Genomic DNA, 22,967 nt, shown 5'->3' with positions numbered 1-22,967 from the left:
TGGCGGGTATGACCGCTGACCAATTTCCGAGGAACCGAAGATGAGCGATATCCCTGCCGAACTGCGTTTTGCCGAAAGTCATGAATGGGCGCGTCTGGAAGCTGACGGCACTGTCACCGTGGGCATCAGCGATCACGCGCAGGAAGCGCTGGGCGACGTGGTGTTCGTCGAGCTGACCGAAGTCGGCAAGGTGTTCGCCGCCGGTGATCAATCCGGCGTGGTCGAGTCGGTGAAAGCCGCCTCCGACATCTACGCCCCGGTCAGTGGCGAAGTCATCGCGATCAACGAAGAGCTGGGTGGCTCGCCTGAGCTGCTGAACTCCGACCCGTACGGCGCGTGGATCTTCAAGCTCAAGCCAAGCGACAAGGCCGAGCTGGACAAGCTGCTGGATGCGGCGGCTTACAAGGCTGCCATCGGCGAGTAACTTGCCGGTATGACCCAAAGCCCCGATTCGTCGGGGCTTTTTTATGGGCGACGAATATCCCTTTGTGGGAGTGAGCCTGCTCGCGAAAGCGCCATATCAGTCAATGCCAAGGTTTCTGAAACACCGCTTTCGCGAGCAGGCTCGCTCCCACAGGGGCGGCGTGATCTTGAAAATTCGCCTGCTATGCTGGTTTGACCGTGTCGATTGACGCCAAGCGCCAGCCAGGAGAGCCCGTCATGTCCCAGTCGCCGTCCCTGAGCCAGTTACGCGATCCCGAAGCCTTTCTGCGCCGCCACCTCGGCCCGGATGCCGCCGAGCAGCAGGCGATGCTCGACAGCCTCGGCCTGGGTAGTCGCGCCGAGCTGATCGAGCAGACCGTGCCGCCGGGCATTCGCTTCAATCGCGCACTGGATCTGCCGCCGGCTCTCGACGAACAGGCTGCACTGGCGAAGCTGCGCAGTTATGCCGAGCAGAATCAGCTGTTCACCAGCCTGATCGGCATGGGCTATCACGGCACCGTCACGCCGACCGTCATCTTGCGCAACGTGCTGGAAAATCCCGGTTGGTACACCGCGTACACCCCATACCAACCAGAAATCGCCCAAGGCCGACTCGAAGCGCTGCTGAATTTTCAGCAACTGACCATCGACCTCACCGGCCTGGAACTGGCCAACGCCTCGCTGCTCGATGAGGCTACCGCAGCGGCCGAAGCCATGGCTTTGGCCAAGCGCGTGGCGAAGTCGAAGAGCAATCTGTTTTTTGTGGATGAAAATTGCCATCCGCAAACTCTCTCCGTGGTACAGACCCGCGCCGAAGGTTTCGGCTTCGAGCTGATCGTCGACGCGGTGGATAACCTGGCGCAGCACGAGGTGTTCGGCGCGCTGCTGCAATACCCCGACACCCACGGCGAAATCCGCGATCTCAAACCCTTGATCAACCACCTGCACGCACAACAGGCCCTGGCCTGCGTCGCCACCGATTTGCTCAGCCTGCTGGTGCTGAAGCCGCCGGGTGAGTTGGGTGCCGATGTGGTGTTCGGTTCGTCCCAGCGTTTCGGTGTGCCGATGGGTTATGGCGGCCCGCATGCGGCGTTCTTCGCCAGCCGCGAGGAATACAAACGAGCGATTCCGGGGCGGATCATCGGTGTGTCGAAAGATGCTCGCGGCAACGTCGCGCTGCGCATGGCCCTGCAAACCCGCGAGCAACACATCCGCCGCGAGAAAGCCAATTCGAACATCTGCACCGCGCAGGTGCTGCTGGCCAATATCGCCAGTTGTTATGCGGTGTATCACGGCCCGGAGGGTTTGAAGCGTATCGCCCAGCGCGTGCATCGCCTGACCTGCCTCCTTGCGGCGGGACTCGAGCGCAACGGCATCAAACGGCTCAACAGGCAGTTCTTCGACACGCTGACGCTGGAGGTCGGCGGTGCGCAAACGGCGATCATCGAAAGTGCTCAGGCAGCGCAGATCAACCTGCGCATTCTTGGGCGCGGCCGCGTCGGTCTGAGTCTGGACGAGACCTGTGATGAACACACCGTGGCGAAGCTGTTCGATGTGCTGCTCGGCGCCGATCATGGCCTGAGCGTTGATGCGCTTGATGCGCAGGACATCGCCTCGGGAATTCCCGACGAACTCCAGCGCAGTACGCCGTACCTGCAACATCCGGTGTTCAACGCCCACCACAGCGAAACCGAGATGCTGCGTTACCTCAAACAGCTGGAAAACAAGGATCTGGCGCTCAACCAATCGATGATCCCGCTAGGCTCGTGCACGATGAAACTCAACGCCACCAGCGAGATGATCCCGATCACCTGGCCGCAGTTCGCCCATCTGCATCCGTTTGTGCCGAGGGAGCAGGCTGTCGGTTACACGCTGATGATCGAGGAGCTTGAGCGTTGGCTCTGCGCGATTACCGGTTTCGATGCGATCTGCATGCAGCCCAACTCCGGCGCCCAGGGCGAATACGCCGGGCTCTTGGCGATCCGTAAATATCACGAGAGCCGGGGGGAGGGCGCGCGGGAAATCTGCCTGATTCCGTCATCGGCCCACGGCACCAATCCTGCCTCGGCGCAGATGGCCGGGATGCGTGTGGTGATTGTCGAATGCGATGAGGCGGGCAACGTCGATCTGGAAGACTTGAAGCTGAAAGCCGCCGAGGCCGGGAACAAGTTGTCGTGCCTGATGGCGACCTATCCGTCGACCCACGGGGTTTACGAGGAAGGCATCAGCGAAATCTGCGCAGTGATCCACCAGCATGGCGGCCAGGTGTACATGGATGGCGCTAATCTCAATGCCCAGGTCGGCTTGGCCAGACCGGCGGACATTGGCGCCGACGTGTCGCACATGAACCTGCACAAGACCTTCTGCATTCCCCATGGCGGCGGCGGGCCGGGCATGGGCCCGATCGGCGTTCGTGCGCATCTGGCGCCGTTCGTCGCCAATCATCCGGTGGTGCCGATTGACGGGCCACTGGCGCAGAACGGCGCAGTCAGCGCAGCACCGTGGGGCAGTGCGAGCATTTTGCCGATCAGTTGGATGTACATCGCCATGATGGGACCGCAGTTGGCGGACGCCAGCGAGGTGGCGATTCTGGCGGCAAATTATCTGGCGCAGCATCTATCCGGGGCGTTCCCGGTGCTTTACGCCGGGCGCAACGGCCGGGTGGCGCATGAATGCATTCTTGATCTGCGCCCACTGAAGGCGCAGACCGGCATCAGCGAGGAAGACGTTGCCAAGCGGCTGATGGATTACGGTTTCCACGCGCCGACCATGTCCTTCCCGGTACCGGGTACGTTGATGGTCGAGCCGACCGAGAGCGAATCCAAGGCTGAGCTCGACCGCTTCATCGCGGCGATGCTGAGCATTCGCGCCGAGATCAACGAAGTGCAGAAGGGCAACTGGCCGGGCGAAGACAACCCGCTCAAACGCGCGCCGCATACCTTGGCCGATGTCACTGGAGTCTGGGAGCGACCCTACAGTGTCGAACAGGCCATCACCCCGGATGCGCACACACGCTTGCACAAATATTGGCCGGCGGTGAATCGGGTGGATAACGTCTACGGCGATCGCAATCTGTATTGCGCCTGTGTCCCGGTGGAGGATTACCGCTGATCTCTAAATCCACCACCGCCCCTGTGGGAGCGAGCCTGCTCGCGAAAGCAATCGTCCAGCCAGCATTTTCGGTGACTGGCTCACCGCTTTCGCGAGCAGGCTCGCTCCCACAAGGCATGGTGGTGAGGCGGTAATCCGGGCAAAAAAATGCCGCTCGATCGAGCGGCATTTTTGAGGGTGCGAGGCTTACTCGGAAGCCACGGCGTTCTTCGCCAGAATCGCGTTCGCCAGTTCCATGTCCGAAGCCTGCAGGCCAGGGTTGTCGGCGCGGACTTTCTGCATCGCTGCTTCCAGATACGGGCCACGGATGCCGCCGTCGCTGGCGACGAAGCTGCCGGCGTCGTCCTGGGCGGCGACGATCAGCTTGTGATCCTTGAAGGTCAGGTAGGTCGAACCGGTGGTGGCACCGGAGGAGATGACGTTACGCCAAAAGCTGTCCGCCATGGCCGAACCAACGGGAAGCGACAGCAGGGCCAAGGTGGCGACAGCGAGTTTGAGACGCATGATGAGGTGACTCCTGGGATTGACTACGGCGTTGGATAGCCGATCCCCGATCCAGTTCCGTGCTGAATTATTTCAACTCACTTTGCGGTGTCACCCGCAGCACTTCCTCCACCGTGGTCAGCCCCGCCGCGACTTTCTGCGCGCCGGACAGGCGCAGGCTGCGCATGCCTTCCTTGAATGCCTGACGCCTGATCGCGGTAAGGTCGGTGTCCGGGGTGATCAGCGCTTTGAGGCTGTCGCTCAGTTGCATGATTTCGTACACGCCGGCGCGGCCGCGATAGCCGGTGTCGCGGCATTCCAGGCAACCGATCGCCCGTTGCGCATTGCTCGGCAGCGGCGCCTGCCAGGGCCGGGTCAGGGTTTGCCAGTCTTCATCTTCGAGCGTCAGCGGCGCCTTGCAGTGCGGGCACAAGGTGCGCACCAGGCGCTGAGCCATGACGCCGAGCACGGTGGCTTTGATCAGGTAATGCGGCACGCCCAGTTCGAGCAAACGGCTGATGGCGCTTGGCGCGTCGTTGGTGTGCAGGGTGGACAGGACCAAGTGCCCGGTGAGCGCGGCCTGAATCGCCATTTCGGCCGTTTCCAGATCGCGGATCTCGCCGATCATGATGATGTCCGGGTCCTGTCGCATCAGCGCGCGCACTCCGGCGGCGAAGGTCAGCTCAATGTTGTGCTGCACCTGCATCTGGTTGAAGGCCGGCTCGACCATTTCGATCGGGTCTTCGATGGTGCAGAGGTTGACCTCCGGCGTCGCCAGTTTTTTCAGCGTGGTGTACAGGGTGGTGGTCTTGCCCGAGCCGGTCGGCCCTGTGACCAGAATGATGCCGTTGGGCTGGCGGGTCATGTCCTGCCAGCGCCGCAGGTCGTCGGCGCTGAAACCCAACTGGTCGAAATTCTTCAGCAGCACTTCCGGGTCGAAAATCCGCATGACCATTTTTTCGCCGAACGCTGTCGGCAAAGTCGACAGCCGCAACTCCACTTCGCCGCCGTCCGGGGTCTTGGTCTTGACCCGGCCATCCTGGGGTTTGCGCTTTTCCGCGACGTTCATGCGGCCAAGGCTTTTCAGGCGGCTGACGATCGCCATGGTCACTTGCGGCGGAAATTGATAGACGTTGTGCAGCACGCCGTCGATGCGAAAGCGCACGGTGCCGTGCTCGCGGCGCGGTTCGATGTGGATATCGCTGGCGCGCTGCTGGAAAGCGTACTGGAACAGCCAGTCGACGATGTTGACGATGTGCGCGTCGTTGGCGTCCGGCTCCTGATCGCTGGCGCCGAGGTTGAGCAGTTGTTCGAAGTTGCCAAGGTTGCCGCCCTGGGCGTCGGCATTGCTGGCACCGCTGACCGATTTGGCCAGCCGGAAAAACTCGACGCTGAAGCGCTGGATGTCGACCGGGTTGGCCACGACCCGTTTGATCGGCAGCTTCAATACGTGGGTCAGGTCGGCTTCCCAACCGCTGACGTAGGGCTGAGCGCTGGCCACGGTAACCGAGTCGCGGTCCACGGCGACGGCGAGAATCTTGTGGCGCTGGGCGAAGGCGTAGGACATCAGCGGCGTGATCGCCGCGACATTGATTTTCAGCGGATCAATGCGCAAATACGGCTGACCGGCCTGTTGCGCCAGCCACAGGGTCAGGCTTTCCAGATCCAGATGTTTGCCCGGACGGCTGAGGTCGTCGAGTTGCTGGCTGGCGATGAATTCCAGCGGATGCATCTGCCCGTGAGCAGCATGGCGACGGCGGGCATTGAGCGCCTGTTCCGCCGCGTCCTGGCAGATGAAGCCTTGGGCGACCAGTTCCCGTAATACATCGTTGAGGTCCAGCCAGCGGTCCTGAGTGACAAATTGAACGGACATGCGGCTTTCCTTTTTAAGCGTCATGCGCAAAAGGATAGTCGTGGCCCCGCTGACCGTTGGGCCACTACCCGACGAAGCCGTTGCCGGATTTGTCAGCCGGCAGCCTGGGCGGGCGCTTGCCACGCGGCGTCGGCGTTGTGCAGGTCCACCGCGCAGACGCTGATCAGGTTGCGCAGTTTCTCGGCGATCACTTGCGCGCGATGCCAGCTCAGGCCACTCATGAGCAGATCGATCAACAGCAGATCGTCCTGGCGCTGGACCTTGACCTGCTCCGGCGTCAGAAACTGCAAGGCGAACAGATTCAGCACCCGCACCAGCAGATCCGGCTCGGCCTCGGCGAGGATCTGGTATTGCGCCAGGCAGTGGGCGTTGTTGACGTTCCAGACATCGGCGCGGGTGGCGGGGCTGTTCACGGCTTCGAGGTGCGGCATGGCGAGTCTCCAGAATCATTGGAGAAATTTTTACATTCGGTGCGGGGTATTTCTTGGCTATGATCGGCGTCTGAACGGATTTATCGAAAGAGTTGATTCGTGAAAGCTGATCTTTGAGGATTTTTTATGCAAAGCGAGCTGGACGCCTACGACCGCAAGATCCTCGCCTTGCTGCAGGAAGACGCTTCGCTGTCGAGCGCGCAGATCGCCGAGCAGGTGGGCCTGTCGCAATCGCCGTGCTGGCGGCGGATTCAGCGGATGAAGGAGGAGGGCATCATTCGTGGCCAGGTGACCTTGCTGGATCGCAAGAAGATAGGCCTGAACACGCAGATCTTCGCCGAAATCAAACTCAACGCCCACGGCCGCTCGAACTTCACCGAGTTCACCGAGGCGATTCGCGGCTTTCCGGAAGTGCTGGAGTGTTATGTGCTGATGGGCGCGGTGGATTTCATGCTGCGCATTGTCGCGGCGGATATCGAGGCGTACGAGCGGTTCTTTTTCGAGAAGCTGTCGCTGGTGCCGGGGATACAGGAAGTGAATTCGATCGTGGCGCTGTCGGAGATCAAGTCCACCACCAGCCTGCCGGTCTAGTGCGGATGGCCTTCGTGGCGAGGGGATTTATCCCCGCTGGGCTGCGCAGCAGTCCCCGCTTGATCGTTCCCACGCTCCGCGTGGGAATGCAGCCCGGGACGCTCTGCGTCCCAAAGCGGACGCAGAGCGTCCATTGAGGCGTGCCCACGCAGAGCGTGGGAACGATCGGGTGGGGAGGTGTTTAGCTGCGCAGGAGGATTTTCCAGGCGCGATTCTGGTACACCGCAATCGCCTGATGCTTGCGCGCATCGAGCAGTTCGTCGGTGATGGTCGGCTCGTTGGCCAGTTGCGCCAGTTTGTTCAGCTCACCGTACAGGCGATCCATTTCCGGGATGTCCAGCACGTTGCGCGCGTGGTGCAACCAGACCTGAATGCGTTCGATACGCGGCAGTTGTTCAGCAAGATCTTCCGGCTGCTGCTGATAGCGTTGCAGCTGCAGAGCAGTGGCTTCTTCGCCCAGCAGACGCGGCAACCAGCTGTGCAGTTGCGCGTCACCCTGACGATTGCCGCGAGTATTGCGGTCGGCGGTCCAGGTGCGGGCCAACAGCCAGCGTGAAGCGTTCAGCGAGAACTGGCCCCAGCGCGGGTCTTCCAGCTCTTCGAGGAACTGCTCAGGCGCGGCTTTGCGCACGTCTTCGTCTTCGATGCCGACCTGTACCAGTGGGCGCCAGTCTTCGAGCAAGGCATCGAGGGCCACGCGCAGATCGTGGGTCGACTGACGCGGCGCAGCCTGGCCGAGGCTGCTGAGCAGGGCGCGCATTTCCGCGAGGTTCTCGACCCAGTCCTGCAACAGGCGCCAGTGGCCGTTGAAGCGATATTGTTCAGCCAGACGCTGGCTGCTGCCGAGCAAATGCCAGCTCAACGCGGCGAAGGCGTCGTCGAGACGGGTTTCGCTGGTCAGCTGCGGCGCTGGCAGGCTCAGCGAGTAGCTGTTGGCGTCGTGCAGGCGATAACCGCGCTCGGCCTTGCTGATATCGCATGGCATCAGCGCCAGGGTTTCGGCCAGTTCGGCAGCCAGTTCCAGCAACGCGGCAGGCTCGCCTTCGCGCAGCTCCAGTTCCAGCTCGCAGATTTCTTCCTTCTGCTTGCCGACCACTACGTGACCGAGATCCAACGCGGCTTCGATGACCACTTTGGTCTTGCCACGGCCCCAGGCGATTTCGGCGCGCTCGCGGACGAAATCGGTGGTGAAGATCGGCTTGAGGGTTTTCTTGTCCAGCTCGGCCAGCGCCTCGGGCCAGCATTCGCCGTCGAGTTTCTTCACATCGAGCTTGGCTTTCGGCAGTTTCCAGTCGTACTCGTTACGCTCGGACAGGCCGGCGACGCTCTGGCCACGGGTCTTGAGGGTCTGAATCACTTCGTCACCGTCCTTGCGCAGGCGCAGTGCGACTTTGGCTTGGGCGAGGTCGCGCTCGGGGGTGTCGAAGTACTGGTTCATCAACTCACGGCGTTCCCAGCCACTTTTGTTGCGTTTCTTCAGCAGCGGGTGCTCGCGCAGGGCAGCGAGGGTTTCGCGGCTGACGCGGAGTTTGATTTCAGTTTCTTTTTGCATGGCCGGAACATCCAGAATCGGGAGCGCAGCCGGGGGAATGTGTGGCTGCCAAGGCCGTGCAGTGTACAGGAGTCAAACTTCCTACGCCCTGCAGCGGTTTATTCCGCGCGCCGGATGGTTCTATAGTGGGCCTCAATCCGGGACCTGGAGTCAGTGATGCCATTGCCGTCCATGCAAGACCAGTTCGCCGCGCTGATTGCCGCGCCATCGGTCAGCTGTACTCAACCGAACCTGGACCAGTCCAACCGCGCCGTCATCGATCTGCTGGCGGGCTGGCTCGGTGACCTGGGTTTCAGCTGCGATATCCAGCAGGTCAGCCCCGGCAAATTCAATCTGCTCGCCAGTTTCGGCAGCGGCCCCGGCGGCCTGGTGCTGGCCGGGCACAGCGACACCGTGCCGTACGACGACGCGTTGTGGCAGACCGACCCGCTGAAGCTCACTGAAGTCGATGGCCGCTGGGTCGGGCTGGGCAGCTGCGACATGAAGGGCTTTTTTGCGCTGATCATCGAAGCCGTGCGGCCGCTGCTCGATCAGCCGTTCAAGCAACCGCTGCTGATCCTCGCCACCTGCGACGAAGAAAGCTCGATGTCCGGCGCCCGCGCGCTGGCCGAGGCCGGGCAACCGCTGGGCCGCGCGGCGGTGATCGGCGAGCCGACCGGGCTCAAGCCGATTCGCATGCACAAAGGCATCATGATGGAGCGCATCGACATCCTCGGGCAGAGCGGCCACTCGTCTGATCCGCGCCTGGGCCACAGCGCCCTTGAAGCGATGCACGATGCCATCGGCGAACTGCGCGGCCTGCGCCTGTTGTGGCAGCGCGAATTCAGCAATCCACAATTCAGCGTGCCGCAACCGACGATGAACTTCGGCTGCATCCATGGTGGCGACAACCCCAATCGCATCTGCGGCCAATGCTCGCTGGAGTTTGACCTGCGGCCGCTGCCGGGCATGGACCCGAACCTGCTGCGCGCGGAAATCCTGCGCAAGCTCAACCCGGTGGCCGAGCGGCATAAGGTGAAAATCGATTACAAACCGCTGTTCCCGGAAGTGCCGCCGTTCGAACAGTCAGAGGATGCCGAACTGGTGCGCATCGCCGAAAAGCTCACCGGCCATCGCGCCGAAGCAGTAGCGTTCGGCACCGAAGCGCCTTATCTTCAGCGCCTCGGCTGCGAAACCATCGTCCTCGGCCCCGGCGACATTGCCTGCGCGCATCAACCCGGCGAGTACCTTGAAATGTCACGTTTGCAGCCTACCGTGCATCTGATTCGGCAGTTGATTGAACATTATTGCCTGACGACAGACGAACGATGACGGCCCTGTGTGGGAGCGAGCCTGCTCGCGAAAGCGTTCCGTCAGTCGCCATTGATGAACCTGATCCACCGTTTTCGCGAGCAGGCTCGCTCCCACAGGGTTAAATGTCTTGCATCAACCCGGTAAATTGTCTGCACCACAACCCGTATTCATGAGGAGAGCGCGCGTGTCGCCAAGCCTGTTCCGACGATAACCATCAGCCCGCTGTGCGTTTTTCGTTTCGCCCCTTTTTTCGGCTGCTCTTTATTACAGGCCCAGGTTCATGCCCGAATACGTTAATTGGCTTCGCCACGCGTCCCCTTACATCAATGCCCACCGCGATTGCACCTTCGTCGTCATGCTGCCTGGCGACGGCGTCGAGCATCCGAATTTCGGCAATATCGTCCACGACCTGGTCTTGCTGCACAGTCTGGGCGTGCGTCTGGTGCTGGTGCACGGCTCGCGCCCGCAGATCGAAACCCGCCTCGCCGCCCGTGGCCTGACCCCGCATTACCATCACGGCATGCGCATCACCGATGCCGCGACCCTGGAATGTGTGATCGACGCGGTCGGCCAGTTGCGCATCGCCATCGAAGCGCGGCTGTCGATGGACATGGCCTCGTCGCCGATGCAGGGCTCGCGTCTGCGCGTGGCCAGCGGCAACCTCGTCACCGCGCGGCCGATCGGTGTGCTGGAAGGTGTCGACTATCACCACACCGGTGAAGTGCGTCGGGTTGACCGCAAGGGCATCAATCGCCTGCTCGATGAACGCTCGATCGTATTGCTGTCGCCGCTGGGCTATTCGCCGACCGGCGAAATCTTCAACCTTGCCTGCGAAGACGTCGCCACGCGCGCCGCGATTGATCTGGGCGCGGACAAGTTGCTGTTGTTCGGCGCCGAGCTCGGCCTGATCGACGAAAACGGCAAACTGGTGCGCGAACTGCGCCCGCAACAAGTGCCGGCACATTTGCAACGCCTCGGCATGAGCAACTATCAAGCGGAATTGCTCGATGCCGCCGCCGAAGCCTGCCGTGGCGGCGTGGCGCGCAGTCATATCGTCAGTTACGCCGAAGACGGCGCACTGCTGACCGAGCTGTTCACCCGTGACGGTGGCGGTACGCTGGTGGCGCAGGAGCAATTCGAACTGGTGCGCGAGGCGGCGATTGAAGACGTCGGCGGTTTGCTCGACCTGATCAGTCCGCTGGAAGAGCAGGGCATTCTGGTGCGCCGCTCGCGGGAAGTGCTGGAGCGCGAGATCGAGCAGTTCAGCGTGGTTGAGCGCGAAGGCATGATCATCGCCTGCGCGGCGCTGTATCAGATTGCCGATTCCGATGCTGGTGAGCTGGCGTGCCTGGCGGTGAACCCGGAATACCGCCATGGCGGTCGCGGCGATGAATTGCTCGAGCGCATCGAAACCCGCGCGCGGGCGCAGGGTTTGAAAACCCTGTTCGTACTCACCACGCGCACCGCGCACTGGTTCCGCGAGCGCGGATTCGAGCCGAGCAGCGTGGAACGCCTGCCAGCGGCACGGGCGTCGCTGTACAACTATCAGCGTAATTCGAAGATCTTCGAAAAGACCCTCTGAACAACAGCGAGGTCTCCTGTGGCGAGAGGATTCATCCCCGCTGGACTGCGCAGCAGTCCCCTTGCGTTTCCAAGTGAAAACATAGGTGGTCGCTACGCGACCCAGCGGGGATAAATCCCCTCACCACAGGGTTCTGCATTCAGTCAGTGATGAATTTGGCGCTGACGTACGGCGAATAATCAGGCAGCACCGTCTCGACCTTGCCTTGTTCCTTCAGGAATTTCGCCGTTTCGGCAATGGCCTTCGCGGTGCCGCCGTCCAGCAGCGCCGTGGTTTGCTGCGCCTTGGCATCCGGGAACGCCGAACCGGCCAGCAGTTCCGGTACATCTGCTGCGTTGGCACCGGTCAATTTGGCGATTTTCTGCACAGGCACCGAGTCGGCCGTCCAGCTGTCTTTGTGTGCGGCGTAATCAGCGAACGACTCCAGGGTGACCTTGGCAAACTTGGCCACGACCTCGGGATGCTTCTCGGCAAAGTCCTTGCGCGCCACCCACACCTCGAAGGTCGGCGCACCCCACTGGCCGACCTGGGCGGCGTCGGTCAGGGTCTTGCCGGTCTTGCGGATCTCGCCCAGCGCTGGCGACCAGACAAACGCCCCGTCAATGTCGCCACGCTTCCACGCGGCGGCGATTTCCGCCGGTTGCAGGTTGACCACTTTGACTTGCGAAGTATTCAGACCCCAGTGCTTCAGCGCCCCAAGCAGACTGTAGTGCGAGGTCGACACGAACGGTGTGGCGATGGTTTTACCGATCAGGTCCTGCGGTTTGTCGATGCCGCTGCCGTTGCGCACCACCAAGGCTTCGGCGGCATTGATCTGCGCCGAAACGATAAACGCCACGATCGGCAGATTGCGTGAAGCAGCTGCTGCCAGTGGGCTTGAGCCAAGGTTGCCGATCTGCACGTCGCCAGAAGCAATGGCAGTGACGACTTCCGGGCCGCTGTTGAAACGACGCCAGTCGATCTTCTCGCCGATGGTTTTTTCATAGACACCATCGGCCTGCGGCACTTTGCTCGGATCGATCCCGGTCTGGTAGCCGACCGTCAGACCGGCGGCATGTGCGGAAAAAGAAAACAGTGCCGACACACAAACTGTAACAAATTGACTTGATAGTGCGCGTTTCGCCATGATGCGTCGCCTTTTCGATGGGATTTGCCGTGTTGGGAGCACGGCAAAGCTAATCGATCTAAAAAAAGGTCAACAAATACCATTTAGGAATGAGCTTAGGCGCCGATACGCTGTTTCCCGGCGCAAAGGGCCATTAATGGGCCATATGTCCGAATGGTATGAAAAAGGATGAATAAATTCTTTTTGGGATTATCAGGAAGTCTTTACGCTGCAGGGACCCAATCACTGGCGATTAGACGATGGTCGTAGACACACAAGGTTACGATTGACTTGGCAGTCACGGTCTGGCGCTAATCGCGCATCTTAGGATTCAGGGCAAATCGACCCCGAACCAGGAACACAAGAATTAGAACGAGAGGAGCGATACATGAACAAGTCCACCTTGGCCCTGGCTGTGGCCGTTGGGGTTATGGCGCAGCAGGCAGGCGCCGCCGGTTTCATCGAAGACAGCAAGGCTACTCTGGGTCTGCGCAACTTCTATATCAACACTGACAACCGTAACGGCACTGCCGAACCAAGTCGCAACGAAGAGTGGGGCCAAGGCTTCGATCTGCGTTTCATTTCCGGTTACACCCAAGGTACTGTCGGCTTCGGTATCGATGCCATCGGCCTACTGGGCGTACGTCTGGATTCGGGTGGCGGCACCAACGGTAACGTTGCCTCCGGCGGCGGCCCAGGTACTGCTTACGGCGGCACTGTTTTCCCAAGCGAATCCAACGGTGAGGCGGTTGATAACTTCTCCAGCCTGGGTCTGACGGCCAAGGCCAAGATCTCCCAGACCGAACTGAAGCTGGGTACTCTGCAGCCGAAGAACCCGGTCATCGTCACTAACGATGGTCGTCTGCTGCCGCAAACCTGGCAGGGTGGCCAGATCACTTCCGGCGAGATCAAGGACCTGACTCTGGTCGGTGGCCAGATCGAGCACGTGAAAGGTCGTAACTCCAGCAACAATGAACAGCTGTCTATCGGTGGTGCAAGCGCGCGCACCATTAACAGCAACAAGTTCATCTACGCCGGTGGTGACTACAAAATCACCAAAGACCTGACTGCCCAGTACTACTACGGCAACCTGGAAGATTTCTACAAGCAACACTTCCTGGGTCTGGTTCACAACTGGGCAATCGGCCCGGGCGTTTTGAAGTCTGACTTGCGTTACTTCAACAGTTCCGACGACGGCGCCAACGGCAACACACCTGCTTACTTCAGCAACGGTAGCTACTCTGGTTTCGCCAACGGTCGCGGCAAAGTCGACAACAACCTCTACAGTGGTTTGTTCCTCTACACCGTTGCCGGTCACACCTTTGGTGGCGGCTATCAGGTGAGCAACGGCAGCAGCGACTTCCCTTGGCTGAACCAGGGCGACGGTTCGTCGAACTACACCATCACCGACATGCAGATCCAGAAGTTCGCCCGTGCCGGCGAGCGCACCTGGCAAGCACGCTACTCCTATGACTTCGCCAAGGTTGGCTTGCCAGGCCTGACCGCCGGTATGGTTTACCTGCGTGGCGACAACGTCGATACGTACAACGCCGGTCGCGTCCAGACTTCGAATGGCGCTTCCGAGTGGGAACGCGATCTGACCGTAGCGTACGTTGTTCCAGAAGGCCCGTTGAAAAACGTCGGCTTCATGTGGAAAAACGCTTCGTGGCGCACCGACATCGCTGGTCAACGCGACCAGGACGAAAACCGCCTGATCCTCAGCTACTCGATCCCGCTGTTGTAATAGCGCTCGAGCAACTGAAGAAAAAAAGCCCCGTCCGGCATCGCGCCGGACGGGGCTTTTACGTTTCGAGTCAGGCTCACCCCCGTAAGCCCTTCTCGATTTCCCTCTTTGCTGCAACTCAAGGCCTTCTCGAACCTTGCAACCGATGTTCGTCGCGATGCAGGCCGGTGTCCAATGAACAGATCTTTAATATTCCCGAATCATCTAGATATCTATTTATTTATTCTTTTTCACGCTGATTGATCCCGAGCTACAGTTGTTGTCTCCCATCCCTCATCAGGAGCAGCACCATGAGCCTCAGACTCGGCGACATCGCCCCCGATTTCGAACAAGACTCCAGCGCCGGCAAGATTCGTTTCCACGAATGGCTGGGCGATAGCTGGGGCGTGCTGTTTTCCCATCCGGCGGATTTCACTCCGGTGTGCACCACCGAGCTGGGTTTCACCGCCAAGCTCAAGGATGAATTCAGCCAGCGTGGCGTCAAAGCCATCGCGCTGTCGGTCGACCCGGTGGACTCGCACCACAAGTGGATCGAGGACATCAACGAAACCCAGAACACTATCGTCAATTTCCCGATCCTGGCCGATGCCGATCGCAAGGTGTCCGATCTCTATGACCTGATCCACCCGAACGCCAACGACACCCTGACCGTGCGTTCATTGTTCGTCATCGATCCGAACAAGAAGATCCGCCTGACCATCACCTACCCGGCGAGCACCGGGCGCAATTTCCACGAGATCCTGCGGGTGATCGACTCGCTGCAGCTCACCGACAATTACAAGGTGGCCACCCCGGCCAACTGGCAGGACGGTGAAGAGGTGGTGATCGTGCCGTCGCTCAAGGATGAGGACGAGATCAAGCAGCGCTTCCCGAAAGGCTATCGCGCGGTGAAGCCGTACCTGCGCCTGACGCCGCAGCCGAACAAATAAGTCAGTGAGATTTTGATCGTTCCCACGCTCTGCGTGGGAATGCCGCCCGTGACGCTCCGCGTCACAGTGGACGCGGAGCGTCCATGGATTCATTCCCACGCAGAGCGTGGAAACGATCTTCGTGTGACTACGCAGGGAAATTTCGGCCGTTTCGACGGCCTTTTTTTTCGCCTGTATTCTGCGCAGAGGTATATCTCTTAAATGCATAACCAAATGAATAAATATGATTTATGGATATATAAATCAGCTGGTAAGGTCACTGCCATTGAAGCGAGATCGCAGCCTGCGAATCGCCCGTAACGCTTAAAGGAATCTGCAATGCTGGTCGTCTCACTCGGTGGCAGCCCCAGCCTGCGCTCCCGTTCCGGGGTGCTGCTGGAGCGTTCGCAACGCTGGTTGCAACAGCAAGGGGTGGAAGTGGTGAGTTATCAGGTGCGGGACTTCCCGGCCGAGGATCTGCTCCACGCGCGCTTCGACAGCCCGAAGGTCCTCGACCTGTTGCAACAGATCGCAAACGCCGATGGCCTGCTGATCGCCACGCCGGTGTACAAGGCCTCGTTTTCCGGTGCGCTGAAGACCCTGCTGGATCTGCTCCCCGAGCGTGCCTTGAATCACAAGGTAGTCTTGCCGATGGCTACCGGCGGCAGCATCGCCCACATGCTGGTGGTCGATTACGCTCTCAAGCCTGTGCTGTCGGCACTCAAGGCCCAGGAAATGCTTCAGGGCATTTTCGCCGAGGACAGCCAGATCGCTTATGGCGAAGGCAGTGCCGCAGCGCAACTGGCGCCGGCCCTGGAGCAACGCTTGCACGAGGCCCTGGACCAGTTCATCGGCGCCATGGCGCGCCGGCCGAAACCGCTGGAGCCAGGCCTGCTGAACGAACGTTTGTTGAGTGCTCGCTGGAGCATTTAAGCCTCATCGAAATTTGAAGTACTGGCCTTACTCGCCCGCCAACGGGCAAGCAGGTGCAGCCAAAACCCAACAGCAAAAAGGAGAGCGCTATGCGCACTGTATTTTTGCGTCGTGGTCTGGTCGCTCTGTTTGCTGCGGCTGTCACCTTCGGCGCCATCACCCAAGCTCAAGCCGAGACATTGCGGATCGGTTATCAGAAGTACGGCACGCTGGTGCTGCTCAAAGCCAAAGGCACGCTGGAAAAACGCCTCGCGGCGCAAGGCGTCGACGTGCAATGGACCGAGTTTCCCGGCGGCCCGCAACTGCTCGAAGGCCTCAACGTCGGCTCGATCGATTTCGGCGTGACCGGCGAAACCCCGCCGGTTTTCGCCCAGGCCGCTGGCGCCGATCTGCTCTACGTCGCCTATGAACCGCCAGCGCCGAACAGCGAAGCGATCCTCGTGCCGAAAGACTCGCCGATCAAATCGGTGGCCGATCTCAAGGGCAAGAAAGTCGCCCTGAACAAAGGCTCCAACGTGCACTACCTGCTGGTGCGTGCACTGGAAGACGCCGGCCTCAAGTACAGCGATATTCAGACCGTGTTCCTGCCGCCGGCCGATGCCCGCGCTGCGTTCGAACGTGGCAGTGTCGACGCCTGGGTCATCTGGGATCCGTATCAGGCCGCTGCCGAGAAACAACTGCAAGCGCACACCCTGCGTGACGGCAAAGGCATCGTCGACAACCACCAGTTCTATCTCGCGACCAAACCTTACGCGCAGAAAAATCCCGAGGTGATCAAGACCCTCGTCGAAGAAGTGCGCGCGGTGGGTGAATGGTCGCAAGCCAATCCCGAAGACGTGACGCAACAGGTCGCGCCACTGCTTGGCCTGCCGGCGGACATCACCCTGACCTCGGTGAAACGCCAGGGCTACGGTGCGCTGTTCCTGACCCCGGAAGTGGTCGCTGCGCAACAGAAAATCGCCGACACGTTCTTCCAGCTCAAGCTGATTCCCAAGCCGTTGAGCATCAAGGATGTGATCTGGACCCCGCCGGCCGCTGTGGCCCAAAGCTCCCCAGCCCAGTAATTCGAATCCATAAGGAGACCACTCCATGAGCCTCAACATCTTCTGGTTCCTGCCAACCCACGGCGACGGCCATTACCTTGGCACCGCCGAAGGCGCCCGCGCGGTTGATCACGGTTATCTGCAACAGGTCGCGCAAGCGGCGGATCGTCTGGGTTTTGGCGGGGTGCTGATTCCCACCGGGCGTTCCTGCGAAGACTCATGGCTGGTCGCGGCCTCGCTGATTCCGGTGACCCAGCGTTTGAAATTCCTCGTCGCCCTGCGCCCCGGGATCATTTCCCCGACGGTCGCGGCGCGCCAGGCAGCAACGCTGGATCGTTTGTCCGGCGGGCGTGCGCTGTTCAATCTGGTCACCGGTGGCGATCCGGAAGAACTGGCCGGCGACGGTCTGTTCCTCAACCATGAGGAACGCTATCAAGCCTCGGTGGAATTCACCCGTATCTGGCGCCGTGTGCTGGAAGGCGAAACCGTCGATTACGACGGCGAGCACATTAGCGTGAAGGGCGCGAAGCTGCTGTATCCGCCGATCCAGCAACCGCGTCCGCCGCTGTATTTCGGTGGCTCTTCGGAAGCGGCGCAGGATCTGGCGGCCGAGCAGGTCGAGATGGTCCTGACCTGGGGCGAGCCGCCGGCCGCGGTGGCCGAGAAGATCGCACAAGTCCGGGCCAAAGCCGCCAAGCTCGGCCGCACCGTGCGCTTCGGTATTCGTCTGCATGTGATCGTCCGTGAAACCAACGCCGAAGCCTGGCAGGCAGCGGACCGGCTGATCTCGCATCTGGACGACGACACCATCCAACGTGCGCAGGCTTCGCTGGCGCGCTTCGATTCGGTCGGCCAGCAACGCATGGCCGCGCTGCACGGCGGCAGCCGCGACAACCTCGAAGTCAGCCCCAACCTCTGGGCCGGCGTCGGTCTGGTACGTGGCGGTGCCGGTACTGCGCTGGTCGGCGATGGCCCGACCGTGGCAGCGCGGGTCAAGGAATATGCCGATCTTGGTATCGACACCTTCATCTTCTCCGGTTATCCACACCTCGAAGAATCGTATCGCGTGGCCGAGCTGCTGTTCCCGCACCTCGACGTCGAACGCCCGGAACTGCCGAAGAGCGCCGGTTATGTCAGCCCGTTCGGCGAGATGGTCGCCAACGACATCCTGCCCAAAGCCGCGTCGCAGAGGTGAGGCGCAGCCATGAACAAATTTATCCACAGCCTCGCGCCCTGGGCGTTGCCGGTGTTGCTGCTGGCGGTGTGGCAGTTGTCGGTGTCGGCGGGCTGGTTGTCGACACGGATTCTGCCGGCCCCGGTGGCGGTGATCGAAGCCGGTGTCAGTCTGGTACGCAGCGGCGAGATCTGGACGCACCTGGCGATCAGCGGCTGGCGCGCGGCACTCGGTTTTACCATCGGCGGCAGCATTGGTCTGGTGCTGGGTTTCATCACCGGCCTGTCGAAGTGGGGCGAGCGCCTGCTCGACAGCTCGGTGCAGATGATCCGCAACGTGCCGCATCTGGCGCTGATTCCGCTGGTGATCCTGTGGTTCGGCATTGACGAGTCAGCGAAGATTTTCCTCGTGGCGCTGGGCACCTTGTTCCCGATTTACCTGAACACTTATCACGGCATCCGCAACGTCGACCCGGCGCTGGTGGAGATGGCGCGCAGTTATGGTCTGAGCGGTTTCAGCCTGTTCTGGCAGGTGATTCTGCCGGGTGCGTTGCCGTCGATTCTGGTCGGCGTGCGCTTCGCCCTGGGCTTCATGTGGCTGACGCTGATCGTCGCTGAAACCATCTCGGCCAGCTCCGGCATCGGCTATCTGGCGATGAACGCTCGAGAGTTCTTGCAGACCGATGTGGTGGTGCTGGCGATCCTGCTTTACGCGGTGCTCGGCAAACTCGCCGACCTCGCCGCCCGTGGACTTGAACGTGTGTGGCTGCGCTGGCACCCGGCCTATCAGGTTGCCAAGGGAGGTGCGGCATGACCGCTCAACAACCTCCACGCCTGTTGCGCGGGATTCCACTGGCGGTGCGCAACCTGCAGAAAACCTTCGGCGCGCGCCAGGTGCTGCGCGACATCGATCTGCACATTCCGGCGGGGCAGTTTGTCGCCGTGGTCGGGCGCAGCGGTTGTGGCAAGAGCACGTTCTTGCGCTTGCTCGCCGGCCTCGATCAACCGACTGGCGGCGAGCTGCTGGCCGGCTCCGCGCCGCTCAGCCAGGCGCGCGACGATACGCGGCTGATGTTCCAGGAAGCGCGGCTGCTGCCGTGGAAAAAGATCATCGACAACGTCGGTCTCGGCCTCAAGGGCAACTGGCGCCAGCAAGCGCTGGATGCACTGGAAGCCGTGGGTCTGGCTGATCGCGCCAATGAGTGGCCGGCGGCGTTGTCCGGTGGCCAAAAGCAGCGTGTCGCGCTGGCCCGGGCGCTGATCCATCAGCCGCGTCTGTTGCTGCTCGACGAACCACTCGGCGCACTGGATGCCCTGACCCGCATCGAGATGCAGCAACTGATCGAACGGCTGTGGCAGCAACACGGTTTTACCGTGCTGCTGGTGACCCATGACGTCAGTGAAGCGGTGGCGATTGCCGATCGGGTGATCCTGATCGAGGACGGCGAAGTCGGCCTCGACCTGCACGTCGAACTGCCGCGCCCCAGGGTGCGTGGCTCGCATCGCCTCGCCGCACTGGAAACCGAAGTGCTCAACCGTGTTCTGTCCCTGCCCGGCGAACCGCCGGCGCCGGAACCCGTTTCACCCCTGCCTACGCAATTGCGTTGGGCGCAATGAAGCAGCTGCAAGCTTCAAGCTACAAGCCGCAAGAACAAGCCTGGTGCTTTTACTTGCAGCTTATAGCTTGCCGCTTGCAGCTCATTTCGATCCTAGGAGAAATGCCATGACTATCAAAGCCATCAACGTGCGCAACCAGTTCAAAGGCTCGATCAAGGAAATCGTCCTCGGCGACGTGCTGTCGGAAATCGACGTGCAGACCGCTTCGGGCATCGTCACTTCGGTGATCACTACCCGCTCTGTGAAAGAGCTGGAGCTGGTGGTCGGCAGCGAAGTGATCGCCTTTGTGAAATCCACCGAGGTATCGATCGCCAAGTTGTAAGCCGGTGAACAAAAAACAACCCCGGAGGGTGTGAGCCCTGCGGGGTTTTTTGTGCCTATCGATCGTTCCCATGCTCCGCGTGGGAATGCCTCTAGGGACGCTCCGCGTCCAGTGACGCGGAGCGTCACGGGCTGCATTCCTTTGCTGCGCGTGGGAACGATCATGTCTCAGCGCTTGGGTAGATACGGCGGCAGATACAACCCGATATAGGCATCAAACACGCGCATCCCTTCCTCGGCCATGCGCGGGGTGATCTGCCCGTGCTGCTGCACCGAACGAGCATAGACCCGGTCGCCCAGTTCCATCGCCAGGGCAAACACATCGACATCGTCCGGCAGCCTCGGCAACTCGAAATGCTGGTCGAACAGCTTGTGCATCAGGTCGCCCAGTTCCAGATCGTGCTGGCGGTCGGCCTGGGTCACTTCGGTCAGGCCGTGTTGCGCCAGGATCAATTGCCGTGCGGCGGCGTCTTCGTCGTAGATCTCCAGCATGCGTTGTTCGACCAGTCGCGACAGATCTCGCCAGTCGCGTAACGCGTCGTGATCGATCGGCGCTTGCAGGCAGGCGCGGAAGGCTGCGTGGACATCAGCGGTCAGGGCTTCAAGCAGCGCCGGGACGCTGGCGAAGAAGTGATACACGGAGGAGGGCGGAATCTGCGCGCGCTCGGCGACGCTGTAGATCGACAGACTGGCCACGCCCTCGGCCGCCAGCAGCGTGCGCGCGGCATCGAGGATCGAATCGATCCGCGCCTGACTGCGGGCACGGGGTTTGCGGACGGTGGCGGGACGCGTCATGGAAGTCTCCTGCGGGGCAGCGGGCATTGTACGAGGCGGTTCAGGTGTTGTCTGCCAGTACCCTGTGGCGAGGGGATTTAGCGAAACGTCGCACCGCCCCGTTCGGCTGCGCAGCAGTCGTAAACCCTGAGAGCCGGGTATTGCTGACACACCGAGTGGGATGGATTTGGGGCTGCTTCGCAACCCAACGGGGATAAATCCCCTCGCCACAGGTTTTGTGTTCGGCCATAAAAAAAAGCCGCTGGCTGAATCAGCCAACGGCGTTTTTTTGAAGCTGCAAACCATTTAAACGGTATGCAGATACCAGTTGTACTCAAGGTCGGAGATGGAGTGTTCGAACTCCTCCAGCTCGCTTTCCTTGCAGGCGACGAAGATATCGATGTACTTCGGATCGATGTACTTGGCCATCACCTCGCTGTCGTCCAGCTCGCGCAGGGCATCGCGCAAGTTGTTCGGCAGGCTCTGTTCGTTCTGTTCGTAGCTGTTGCCTTCGACAGGCGCGCCCGGTTCGATCTTGTTGACCAGACCGTGGTGCACGCCGGCAAGTACCGAAGCCATCAGCAGGTACGGGTTGGCGTCGGCGCCGGCCACGCGGTGCTCGATACGTACGGCATCGGCAGAGCCGGTTGGTACGCGAATCGCCACGGTGCGGTTGTCCAGGCCCCAGCACGGCGAGTTCGGTACATAGAACTGCGCGCCAAAGCGACGGTAGGAGTTGACGTTCGGGCAGAGGAAAGCCATCTGCGCCGGCAGGGTCTCGAGCACACCGCCGATCGCGTGACGCAGCGCGGCGTTCTGCTCGGGATCCTCGCTGGCAAAAATGTTTTTGCCGGCTTTGTCCAGAATCGAAATGTGTACGTGCAGACCATTGCCCGCCTGGCCCGGATACGGCTTGGCCATGAAGGTGGTGTCCATTTCATGGTCGTAGGCGATGTTCTTGATCAGACGCTTGAGCAGGACCGCGTAGTCGCAGGCCTTGATCGGGTCGGCGACGTGGTGCAGGTTCACTTCGAACTGCGCCGGGGCACTTTCCTTTACGATCGCATCGGCCGGGATGCCTTGCTCTTTGGCACCTTCCAGAATGTCCTGGAGGCAGTCGACGTATTCGTCGAGGTCGTCGATCAGGTAGACCTGCGTCGAGTGCGGGCGTTTGCCGGAGATCGGCGAGCGTGGCGGCTGCGGACGGCCGTTCACGTTTTCCTGATCGATCAGGTAGAACTCGAGTTCGAAGGCGGCGCATATGGTCAGGCCGAGCTCGTCGAACTTGGTCACCACCTGGCGCAGCACTTCACGGGGATCGGCGAAGAACGGATCGCCTTCGAGTTCGTGCATGGTCATCAACAGCTGCGCGGTCGGGCGCTTCTGCCATGGCTCGTTGCACAGGGTATCGGGGATTGGATAGCAGATGCGATCGGCGTCGCCGATGTCCAGGCCCAGACCGGTGCTTTCCACCGTGGAGCCGTTGATATCCAGAGCAAATAGAGAGGCCGGCAGGTTGATGCCTTTCTCGTAAACCTTGTGGAGGCTGGTGCGTTCGATGCGCTTGCCGCGCACCACACCATTCATATCCGCAATCAGAAGGTCAACGTACAGAACCTCAGGATGTTCCTTAAGGAACGCGTTCGCTTCGTTAAGCTGAACGGCACGCGGGGGTACCGACATGATGCAACACCTTTGTTGTTAAAAATATCAATCATTGATCTTTTCTGGTTTCAGTCAACCCGAACGGCCTGCCGAAGTCAAGCGAGGCCTTTTTTGCCCCGAAAAAGCGCTTGAAGGGCATTTATGGGGCACTTTGGGGCGTTTTTTCAAACCTTGAACATTGCTCAGCTGCGGGCTTGAGCAGGCCGTGTTGTATTTTTTACGGGGGTGTTGTGTAAAAAAATGAACAAGGCTAAGCTCCGGTCAAACCCATAACAGCAATAATACCGGGGTGCTTCATGTCTCGCCTGCCGTTAATCGGCATCACCGACTGCTCGCAACAGTCCG

General features: G+C 60.8%; 20 protein-coding genes. 13 read left to right on the top strand and 7 right to left on the bottom strand.

What is annotated here, in order from left to right:
• The first annotated feature begins 40 nt into the window (after positions 1 to 40).
• Complete coding sequence (gene gcvH, locus OK411_RS26835) at positions 41 to 424, top strand: glycine cleavage system protein GcvH (RefSeq protein WP_024014734.1); 384 nt, start codon at positions 41 to 43, stop codon at positions 422 to 424.
• A 236-nt stretch (positions 425 to 660) separates the two neighbouring features.
• Positions 661 to 3,534, top strand: coding sequence for an aminomethyl-transferring glycine dehydrogenase (gene gcvP / locus OK411_RS26830; RefSeq protein WP_264365920.1), 2,874 nt, complete (start codon positions 661 to 663; stop codon positions 3,532 to 3,534).
• 186 nt (positions 3,535 to 3,720) lie between these two features.
• Here gcvP and OK411_RS26825 read toward each other — a convergent pair whose 3' ends face one another.
• From OK411_RS26825 to OK411_RS26815, 3 genes are all read right to left on the bottom strand, one after another.
• Positions 3,721 to 4,041, bottom strand: coding sequence for a DUF2388 domain-containing protein (locus OK411_RS26825; RefSeq protein ID WP_172667868.1), 321 nt, complete (start codon positions 4,039 to 4,041; stop codon positions 3,721 to 3,723).
• A 64-nt stretch (positions 4,042 to 4,105) separates the two neighbouring features.
• The gene (locus OK411_RS26820; RefSeq protein ID WP_024014732.1) at positions 4,106 to 5,890 is read right to left on the bottom strand and encodes a GspE/PulE family protein; all 1,785 of its coding nucleotides are present in this window, start codon (positions 5,888 to 5,890) and stop codon (positions 4,106 to 4,108) included.
• Positions 5,891 to 5,982: 92 nt separating this feature from the next.
• Positions 5,983 to 6,321 carry a hypothetical protein gene (locus OK411_RS26815; RefSeq protein WP_136493151.1) on the bottom strand — a complete coding sequence of 113 codons (339 nt, stop codon included), beginning with the start codon at positions 6,319 to 6,321 and terminating at the stop codon, positions 5,983 to 5,985.
• Between the two features lie 126 nt (positions 6,322 to 6,447).
• Here OK411_RS26815 and OK411_RS26810 point away from each other — a divergent pair, with 126 nt between their 5' ends.
• Positions 6,448 to 6,912, top strand: a complete 465-nt coding sequence (locus OK411_RS26810; RefSeq protein WP_125925402.1) for an Lrp/AsnC family transcriptional regulator — start codon at positions 6,448 to 6,450, stop codon at positions 6,910 to 6,912.
• Between the two features lie 181 nt (positions 6,913 to 7,093).
• Here the strand turns inward: OK411_RS26810 and OK411_RS26805 are convergent, their stop codons facing one another.
• A complete protein-coding gene (locus tag OK411_RS26805; protein WP_024014729.1) occupies positions 7,094 to 8,464 on the bottom strand; it encodes an inorganic triphosphatase in 1,371 nt (456 codons plus the stop codon).
• Between the two features lie 156 nt (positions 8,465 to 8,620).
• Here OK411_RS26805 and argE point away from each other — a divergent pair, with 156 nt between their 5' ends.
• Together argE and argA are read left to right on the top strand one after the other, a co-directional pair.
• Positions 8,621 to 9,775 (top strand): acetylornithine deacetylase, encoded by a 1,155-nt coding sequence (gene argE, locus OK411_RS26800; RefSeq protein ID WP_136493149.1) that lies wholly within the window; start codon positions 8,621 to 8,623, stop codon positions 9,773 to 9,775.
• A 262-nt stretch (positions 9,776 to 10,037) separates the two neighbouring features.
• Positions 10,038 to 11,339: an amino-acid N-acetyltransferase gene (gene argA / locus OK411_RS26795; RefSeq protein WP_016772647.1), complete on the top strand. Its 1,302-nt coding sequence runs from the start codon at positions 10,038 to 10,040 to the stop codon at positions 11,337 to 11,339.
• Positions 11,340 to 11,478: 139 nt separating this feature from the next.
• Here argA and tauA read toward each other — a convergent pair whose 3' ends face one another.
• Positions 11,479 to 12,468 carry a taurine ABC transporter substrate-binding protein gene (gene tauA, locus OK411_RS26790; protein ID WP_136493284.1) on the bottom strand — a complete coding sequence of 330 codons (990 nt, stop codon included), beginning with the start codon at positions 12,466 to 12,468 and terminating at the stop codon, positions 11,479 to 11,481.
• Between the two features lie 364 nt (positions 12,469 to 12,832).
• On the opposite strand from tauA, the gene OK411_RS26785 reads away from it, so the two are divergent.
• The 8 genes from OK411_RS26785 to OK411_RS26750 all read left to right on the top strand — a co-directional run bounded on the left by OK411_RS26785 (position 12,833) and on the right by OK411_RS26750 (position 20,184).
• A complete protein-coding gene (locus OK411_RS26785) occupies positions 12,833 to 14,188 on the top strand; it encodes an OprD family porin (protein ID WP_130926514.1) in 1,356 nt (451 codons plus the stop codon).
• A gap of 290 nt (positions 14,189 to 14,478) precedes the next feature.
• Positions 14,479 to 15,117 (top strand): peroxiredoxin, encoded by a 639-nt coding sequence (locus tag OK411_RS26780; protein ID WP_024014725.1) that lies wholly within the window; start codon positions 14,479 to 14,481, stop codon positions 15,115 to 15,117.
• 318 nt (positions 15,118 to 15,435) lie between these two features.
• Positions 15,436 to 16,029: an NADPH-dependent FMN reductase gene (gene ssuE / locus OK411_RS26775; RefSeq protein ID WP_016772651.1), complete on the top strand. Its 594-nt coding sequence runs from the start codon at positions 15,436 to 15,438 to the stop codon at positions 16,027 to 16,029.
• A gap of 89 nt (positions 16,030 to 16,118) precedes the next feature.
• A complete protein-coding gene (locus OK411_RS26770; RefSeq protein ID WP_071172169.1) occupies positions 16,119 to 17,093 on the top strand; it encodes a sulfonate ABC transporter substrate-binding protein in 975 nt (324 codons plus the stop codon).
• Positions 17,094 to 17,118: 25 nt separating this feature from the next.
• The gene (ssuD, locus tag OK411_RS26765; RefSeq protein ID WP_264365919.1) at positions 17,119 to 18,267 is read left to right on the top strand and encodes an FMNH2-dependent alkanesulfonate monooxygenase; all 1,149 of its coding nucleotides are present in this window, start codon (positions 17,119 to 17,121) and stop codon (positions 18,265 to 18,267) included.
• 9 nt (positions 18,268 to 18,276) lie between these two features.
• The gene (gene ssuC / locus OK411_RS26760) at positions 18,277 to 19,059 is read left to right on the top strand and encodes an aliphatic sulfonate ABC transporter permease SsuC (RefSeq protein ID WP_027610511.1); all 783 of its coding nucleotides are present in this window, start codon (positions 18,277 to 18,279) and stop codon (positions 19,057 to 19,059) included.
• On the top strand, positions 19,056 to 19,862 hold the full coding sequence (gene ssuB, locus OK411_RS26755) for an aliphatic sulfonates ABC transporter ATP-binding protein (RefSeq protein WP_264365918.1): 807 nt from the start codon (positions 19,056 to 19,058) through the stop codon (positions 19,860 to 19,862). Before ssuC ends, ssuB begins: the two co-directional genes overlap by 4 nt.
• 106 nt (positions 19,863 to 19,968) lie before the next feature.
• A complete protein-coding gene (locus OK411_RS26750; protein WP_003229256.1) occupies positions 19,969 to 20,184 on the top strand; it encodes a TOBE domain-containing protein in 216 nt (71 codons plus the stop codon).
• Positions 20,185 to 20,351: 167 nt separating this feature from the next.
• Here OK411_RS26750 and OK411_RS26745 read toward each other — a convergent pair whose 3' ends face one another.
• Together OK411_RS26745 and OK411_RS26740 are read right to left on the bottom strand one after the other, a co-directional pair.
• A complete protein-coding gene (locus OK411_RS26745) occupies positions 20,352 to 20,978 on the bottom strand; it encodes a TetR/AcrR family transcriptional regulator (protein ID WP_024014722.1) in 627 nt (208 codons plus the stop codon).
• Between the two features lie 285 nt (positions 20,979 to 21,263).
• On the bottom strand, positions 21,264 to 22,640 hold the full coding sequence (locus OK411_RS26740; protein ID WP_016772657.1) for a glutamine synthetase family protein: 1,377 nt from the start codon (positions 22,638 to 22,640) through the stop codon (positions 21,264 to 21,266).
• Between the last annotated feature and the right edge of the window lie 327 nt (positions 22,641 to 22,967).

It is taken from the genome of Pseudomonas sp. RG1 (assembly GCF_025910115.1).
GTDB classification, from domain to species: Bacteria; Pseudomonadota; Gammaproteobacteria; order Pseudomonadales; family Pseudomonadaceae; genus Aquipseudomonas; species Aquipseudomonas atacamensis.
The sequence above is the reverse complement of the archived record's forward strand: the minus strand, read 5'-3'. Positions and strand labels throughout refer to the sequence as shown.